At 66.1% G+C, this 6,436-nt stretch carries 5 protein-coding genes; 2 read left to right on the forward strand and 3 right to left on the reverse strand.

Annotated elements, in window-relative coordinates:
• From RIF85_RS13850 to RIF85_RS13860, 3 genes are all read right to left on the reverse strand, one after another.
• Positions 1-677, reverse strand: a 677-nt coding sequence (locus RIF85_RS13850; RefSeq protein WP_309072484.1) for a hypothetical protein, incomplete at its 3' end; no start/stop codon positions are given.
• Positions 674-1,864: a serine/threonine-protein kinase gene (locus RIF85_RS13855; protein ID WP_309072485.1), complete on the reverse strand. Its 1,191-nt coding sequence runs from the start codon at positions 1,862-1,864 to the stop codon at positions 674-676. The genes RIF85_RS13855 and RIF85_RS13850, both read right to left, overlap by 4 nt.
• Positions 1,865-2,017: 153 nt before the next feature.
• On the reverse strand, positions 2,018-3,418 hold the full coding sequence (locus RIF85_RS13860) for an MFS transporter (protein ID WP_309072486.1): 1,401 nt from the start codon (positions 3,416-3,418) through the stop codon (positions 2,018-2,020).
• Between the two features lie 263 nt (positions 3,419-3,681).
• On the opposite strand from RIF85_RS13860, the gene RIF85_RS13865 reads away from it, so the two are divergent.
• Both RIF85_RS13865 and RIF85_RS13870 read left to right on the forward strand, forming a co-directional pair.
• Positions 3,682-5,088, forward strand: a complete 1,407-nt coding sequence (locus tag RIF85_RS13865; protein ID WP_309072487.1) for an MFS transporter — start codon at positions 3,682-3,684, stop codon at positions 5,086-5,088.
• Between the two features lies 1 nt (position 5,089).
• Positions 5,090-6,436 (forward strand): molybdopterin-dependent oxidoreductase (locus tag RIF85_RS13870; protein ID WP_309072488.1); only part of this gene is annotated, 1,347 nt, incomplete at its 3' end.

Genomic DNA, 6,436 nt, shown 5'->3' on the forward strand with positions numbered 1-6,436 from the left:
CCGTTCCCCGCTGTACCGTTCCCCGCTGTACCGTTCCCCGCTGTCTCGTTCCCCGGCACACCGCTGCCGGAGTTCCCTGCGGTGCCCGGGACGCTGTTCGGGGAGCCGCTGTCGGCCCCACTCCCCGATCCGGTGCCGGAGCTCCCGGAGGAGTCGACGGGCTCCGGTGCAGGTTCGATGACGACCGGCCCCGGTAGGTCAGCGGCCTCGACGGGCGCAGGAGGCGCAGGTTGCTCCGCGGGTTTCGGGATGTCGGTTGGATCGGTTGGATCGGTTGGAACAGGTTCGGATTCGGGTTCCGGCTCCGGCACGGGCTGGGGTTTGGGAGCCGGTGCCGCCGGGTCCATCGGAGACGCCATCGGCTGTAGATCCAGCGGTGCCGGTGCCGCACCGGACCGCACCAGCCGCTCAATAAGTTGCTCCACACGCTGAAGGATCATCACGGCGCGTTCACCCGTGATCTTCCCCTCCATCTGGGCGGTCCTTACCCGTGCCGCGAGTTCATGAGCTGCGGCCACAGCATCAGCCGTGTCACCGCGCGCGGTGAGGACCGCTATCTGCTGCACCTCGGATTGCAGCTCCTGCGCCACCCGGGACTCGATCGGCGGGGCAGAACACCCGCTGAACATGAGCACGGAGGCGACCACCACAGTGCTCAGGGCAGCGCGAATGATCACGGCTGCACGCTCTCATACAGACTGTCCAGCAGGGCACCGGTGCTCCCCGGGATTGTGGGCAGAGGTGTGGGTCCCGGCCCAGGGTTCATGTCGAAAACCATCATCAGGACCGCGAACATCAAACCCACCAGCACGACGACGGCGGCCAGCGCCCGCGCGCGCAGTCTCACCTTCACCGAGGCCCGCCTCGCCTCCGCAGGGCGGGAACTTGCTTCACTGTCGTCGACCTCGGGCCGGTCGAGGGTGAGCTGCTCCGAGAACCTGGCCTTCGTGGCCGTTAACCGCTCTTCGGTGCCGGCCGGGGCGGAGGGTGCCGCCGTCGTCGTCGTTGATTCGGTGGCGGGTGTCGGGAGAGGGCCGACGGCCGTTGCGGGGAGGTCCAAGGCGCCGAGGCGCTGGACAATTTCCGCCGCGCTTGGGCGGTCGAGCGGGTTGTCGAGGGTCATGGCGGTAAGCAGTGAATGCCAGCCGCGGCCGAAGGTCTCGGGAATCAGGGGCGGGCGGCTCAGCCGGGCAAGGGCGCTCTCCAGACCGGCGCCCGGGAAGGCGGGCGCTCCGGTGAGGCATTCGATCAGCAGCAGGCCCAGCGCGTAGATGTCGGTGGGCGTGCCGACCCGATCGCCGCGGGCCTGTTCGGGACTGAAGTAGGTGGCCGTGCCGATGAGGCTGCCGGTCGCGCTGACGCGGCTGCTGGCAAAGAATCGTGCGATACCGAAGTCCGTGAGGAGGAAGCTGAAACTGCCGTCCGCTGCTTCCGTACAGCGGGTGAGCACGTTCGAGGGCTTGATGTCCCGGTGCACGATGCCCTGAGCATGGATGTACTCGAGGGTGCGTGCAAGGTCCAGGCCGGCCGTGACAACCCGTTCGACGGGGAGCGGGCCCTCCCGGAGCACTGCCCCAAGGTCCGAGCCCCTGACGTATTCCATGACGAGGTAGGACGGTTCGAGCCTCGCGCATTCGGCGTCCATGTCCAGTACCCGAACCAGGCCCGGGTGGTGAAGGCCCGCGAGCATCTTCGCCTCGCCGGACCCCCGTGCCAAGCCCTCGGCAGATCCGCGGCGGAACATTTTCACCGCGACATCCCGGTGCAGCCGGGTGTCCCGTGCGCGATAGACGTCGGCCATGCCGCCAACGCCGATCACCCGATCGAGGACGTACCGTCCGCTCGCGAGCGTTTCCTGATTCATGCCCATCCGCTCCCGCCAGAAAAGGTAAGCCTGTGGACTATTTTGCGGTGAGGTCCCTGCGGAAAGCTTGGGAAGAGGCGGTAGTGGGCTAACGCAAAAAGGCTCCCGGCCAACAGTTACCTGATGGCCGGGAGCCTTCGCTCGCAACGCTGGTTAGGCGATGTTGTTCTCGTAATCGTGGTCCCGGGTTTCCCGCGAAATCCAGAGGGCGATGAACGTGAGCACCGCGGCGATGCTGAGGTACAGCCCCACCAGGAAGGTGCTGCCGTCTGCCGCCTGCCAGAGGGCGATGGCCACGAACGACGCCGGCGCCGCCCCGATCACGCTGGAGAGGTTGTAGGCAACGGCCGACCCGGTGTAGCGGACGTTGGCGGGGAACAGCTCGGGCAGGATCGCCGCCATCGGACCGAAGGTGAGGCCCATCAGGGTGAATCCGAGGATCAGCAGCGCCATGGCGCCGACGGTTCCGCCGCCGAAGAAGGGAACCCAGGTCAAGCCGAACAGCGCAATGCCCACGGTGGTGGCCAGAAGCATACGACGACGGCCGAACTTCTCGGCCAACGGACCGGACACGATGGTGAAGATGCCGAAGAACACGACGCCGATGATCAGCATCCAGAGGAAGTCACCACGCGCAATGCCGAGGCCCGGAACAAAGGTGTCGGGGTTGAAGGGCTTGCCCGCAGCCTCAGCCGCTGCGGCGGCGGACTCAACGGTGGCAGGCGCGGTTCCGAAGGTCAGCGTGAAGGACGTCATCAGGTAGAACAGCACGTACGTCGCGAACATGATGAAGGTGCCGAGCAGCAGCGGGCGCCACTGACGCTTGAACACAGACGCCAGGGGCAGCTTGACGACCTTGCCCTTTTCGATGACCTGCTGGAATGAGTGGCTTTCGATGAGCTTGAGGCGCACGTACAGGCCGACGATGACGAGAATCGCGCTGGCGATGAACGGGACGCGCCAGCCCCAGGCCATGAACGCCTCCGGGTCGAGCGTGGCGTTGAGGACAACGAACAGCAGGTTGGCAATGATGAAGCCGATCGGAGCACCCAGCTGCGGGAACGTTCCGTAGATCGCGCGCTTGCCTGCGGGTGCGTTCTCGGTCGCGAGAAGGGCAGCGCCGCTCCACTCACCGCCGAGGGCCAGGCCCTGGAAGAAGCGCAGGAGAACGAGGATTGCCGGAGCGAGGAAGGTCCAGCCCGGAACCTGTGCGGTAGGCAGGACGCCGATGAGGAAGGTCGCGATACCCATCGTCAGCAGCGACGCGACCAGGGTTCCCTTGCGACCGATACGGTCCCCGAAGTGTCCGAACACGATCGATCCGAGGGGACGGGCCACGAAGGCGACGCCGAACACGGCAAAGGACTGAAGCAGCGCCGTCGCCGGTGAGGAGTTGGGGAAGAACAGGGCCGGGAACACCAGCACCGACGCCGTGGCGTAGATGTAGAAGTCGTAGAACTCAATGGTGGTACCGATGAGGCTCGCGAAGATCACGCGCCCCCGGGAGTTCAGCGGCTTGGCTGTGGGCTCCACGGTCGAAGATGACGATGACATATTTCTTGCTTTCTCTGAACGACGGCGTAATACACAGCCTGCCGTGATATTGGTGCTTCCTAATCTCATCACTGCAGCCGAACAGTGAGATAACTCGTCCACATTGTGGACATTGTCGTTGTGTGGCGGGAGCTTTTCCGCGGGCTAACGCGCCTCTTCGCGGGCGGATAGCCGGATGTCACATCCCGTTTACATCCCGCGAGCGGACTCGAAACGCGCCCTTTCTAGTGTGGCTGTACTGCCCCTTGAACGAAAGGTTCGCGATGAGCGTCGACCGCGCAGTCACCCCGGATGCCCCATCATCAACAGCTCCCGTGTCAGGAGCAGCGCCCGGTGCCGCCCTTGTGCACCGGCCGGGCCGCTGGATCGACAACTGGAACCCCGAGGACCGGGATCAGTGGGACTCCGGCGGCAGGACGATCGCCCGGCGTAACCTGCAGTGGTCCATCGCCTGTGAGTTCCTCGGTTTCGTTGTCTGGCAGCTTTGGTCAATCGTGGTGGTGTATCTCCCCGCAGCCGGATTCAACTTCACCACCTCGCAGATCTTCTGGCTCATCTCCATGCCGAGCCTCGTCGGCGCGACCATGCGGATCCCCTACACTTTCATGGTTCCGCGGTTCGGCGGCAGGAACTGGACGATCATCTCCGCGCTCCTGCTGTTGATCCCCTCCATCGGCCTCGCAATCGCGGTCAGCAACCCGGACACTCCGTTCGGGATGCTCCTCCTGATCGCGGCGTTCGCCGGTTTCGGCGGCGGCAACTTCGCCAGCTCGATGGCGAACATCACCTTCTTCTATCCCGTCCGGGAAAAGGGATGGGCGTTGGGACTGAATGCCGCGGGCGGAAACCTGGGTGCCGCCGTCGCGCAGTTGGTTGTTCCGCTGGTGATCGCCGCCGGCGCGGCCGCGACGCTTAACCTGCCGCTGGCCGGCTGGATCTGGGTGCCGCTGATCCTCGTCGCCGCCTTCGGTGCCTGGAAGTACATGGACAACCTGTCCAGCGCCAAGTCCGACCTCGCCGGCTCCATCGCCGCCCTGCGCGAACCGCACCTGTGGATCATGGCCTTCCTGTACATCGGGACCTTCGGCTCGTTCATCGGGTTTTCGGGCGTCTTTCCGAAGCTGATCCTCGACTCCTTTCCGGAGTTCTCCACCTTCGCACTCGGTCCGGCTGCCCTGTCCCTCGCGTTCCTCGGTCCGTTGGTCGGCTCATTGGCCCGGCCGTACGGAGGACGTCTTGCCGACAGGTGGGGCGGCGCACGCATCACGGTGACCGCTTTCGCCGTCATGGCCATGATTGCCCTCACCGTGGTGTGGACGCTGCCGCTGGGCAACTTCTGGCTCTTCCTCGGCCTGTTCCTGGTGCTCTTCGCAGCGGCCGGTGCCGGTAACGGTTCCACCTACCGCATGATCCCCGTGATCTTCGCCCTCCGGGGACGATCCGACGGGGCCATGAGCACCGGACGCAAGGCCGCAGCTGCTCTGGGTCTCATTTCCGCAATCGGAGCCTATGGCGGCTTCGTCATCCCCCAGGTGCTCAACGCGTCGAAGGGCGCCACGGGCACCTACGAGTCCGCGTTCTACGGCTTCGTGGCCGCCTACGTCCTCATGCTTGCGGTGACCTGGTTCTTCTACCTGCGCCGCAGCACCTCGAGCGTCGGGCACGTCTAGCATGTGCGGCACTCCTTCGGGCTCAGCTAGTTCAGGAACAGCCACGCATTGTCCCTACTGCGCCCTGCAGTGTGCCATGACGCTGACCTCCACCGGCTTCGATTCGGTGGAGGTGGGCGCCCGGGACTTCCCCACCAACAAGGGTGGACTGTGCCGCAAGGGATGGACGTCCGCCGAGCTCCTGAAGCATCCGGACCGCGTCCGCGAGCCCCTTCTCAGGCACGACGACGGCGAGCACCGTCCCATCTCGTGGGAGCGTGCCCTTGAACTCATCCGCGACCAGGTCGTCTCGACCCAGGCACGGTACGGCGCGGACGCGGTCGGTGTCTTCGGCGGTGGCGGTCTGACCAATGAGAAGGCCTATCAACTGGGCAAGTTCGCGCGGCTGGCTCTGCGAACCTCGCGCATTGATTACAACGGACGGTTCTGCATGTCCTCCGCCGCTGCGGCCGGGAACCGCGCTTTCGGACTGGACCGCGGACTGCCCTTCCCCCTGGCGGACCTCGGTGCAGCACGGACCATCCTCATGCTTGGCTCCAACACCGCAGACACGATGCCGCCGTTCGTGCAGCATCTTCAGGGCGCGCGCGATGCCGGCGGTTTGATCGTCGTGGACCCGAGACGGTCGGCCACGGCGGATCTCACGTCCGAGGGCCGCGGGCGGCACCTGCAGCCCGCGCCGAAGACTGACCTCGCACTGCTCCTCGGCATTACCCACGTGGTCATCATGGACGGCCTCGTCGATCAGGCCTACGTGCAGCAGCGGACCAGCGGATACGACGCCATCGCCCGCAGCGTTGCCCCGTGGTGGCCCGAACGCGTTGCCTCCGTCACGGGGGTGCCGGCCGAGCTCATCCGTGAAACTGCCCACCGGCTGGCAGGACCCGGCGGGACGTACATCCTGACCGGGCGCGGCGTTGAGCAGCATGCCAACGGCACCGACACTGCAACGGCCGCCATCAACCTCGCGCTCCTCCTCGGGCTGCCCGGCACCCCCGGCAGCGGCTACGGCACGCTCACGGGCCAGGGCAACGGACAGGGCGGACGGGAGCACGGGCAGAAGGCGGACCAGCTGCCCGGCTACCGCAAGATCACCGACCCCGCCGCCCGCAAACACGTCGCCGGAGTCTGGGGCGTGCCCGAGTCCCTCATCCCCGGGCCGGGAGTTCCCGCCGTCGAACTCCTGGGGTCGCTGGGCAAGCCAGACGGCGTGCGCTGTCTGTTCGTTCATGGCGCCAACGTGGTGGTGTCGGCTCCGAATGCCGCGACCGTCCTTGAGGGCCTGCGCCGCCTCGACTTCCTGGTGGTGTGCGATTTCTTCCTGTCCGAGACCGCTGCGGAGGCGGAC

It is taken from the genome of Arthrobacter sp., assembly GCF_031179385.1.
Classification (GTDB): domain Bacteria; phylum Actinomycetota; class Actinomycetes; order Actinomycetales; family Micrococcaceae; genus Arthrobacter_D.